A 577-nucleotide genomic window follows, 5' to 3' on the forward strand; every position below is an offset into this window, starting at 1 on the left:
GGGGTCGTCTCAGAATTCGGAAAATAAAGCACGCTAAGGCGTAGTCACCCCGTGACTCCCCCGCGCCGATGCAGCGAGCTTCGTTCCGTCTTGCAGTGACGCAATCAGCGGGCAGGAAACGTTCCCTTTCCGCGCATGGCAGGCGCACACCAGTTCAGACAGCACGGCCTCCATGCGTGCCAAGTCGGCCATCTTCTCGCGCACATCCTTGAGCTTGTGCTCGGCCAGGCCGCTGGCTTCCTCGCAATGGGTGCCATCCTCCAGCCGCAGTAGCTCGGCGATTTCGTCCAGGCTAAAGCCCAGCCGCTGGGCCGATTTCACGAACCGCACTCGTGTTACATCCGCCTCGCCATAGCGGCGAATGCTGCCATAGGGCTTGTCTGGCTCCGGCAGCAGGCCCTTGCGCTGGTAGAACCGGATGGTCTCCACATTGACCCCGGCCGCCTTGGCAAAAACGCCAATGGTCAGATTCTCAAAATTAATTTGCATATCGCTTGACTCCGTACATAACTACGGAAGTAAGCTTAAGCTATCCAAACCAAATTTGAAAGGACAAGCGTATGTCTGAACCACAAAA

The 577-nt window shown here is 57.0% G+C and carries 1 protein-coding gene; it reads right to left on the reverse strand.

The features are described from left to right. Positions 1-33 precede the first annotated feature (33 nt). Positions 34-489, reverse strand: a complete 456-nt coding sequence (merR, locus tag OOJ59_RS27940; RefSeq protein ID WP_001166628.1) for an Hg(II)-responsive transcriptional regulator — start codon at positions 487-489, stop codon at positions 34-36. Positions 490-577 lie beyond the last annotated feature (88 nt).

This window comes from Citrobacter sp. W9, assembly GCF_026719375.1.
Taxonomy (GTDB): domain Bacteria; phylum Pseudomonadota; class Gammaproteobacteria; order Enterobacterales; family Enterobacteriaceae; genus Citrobacter; species Citrobacter werkmanii.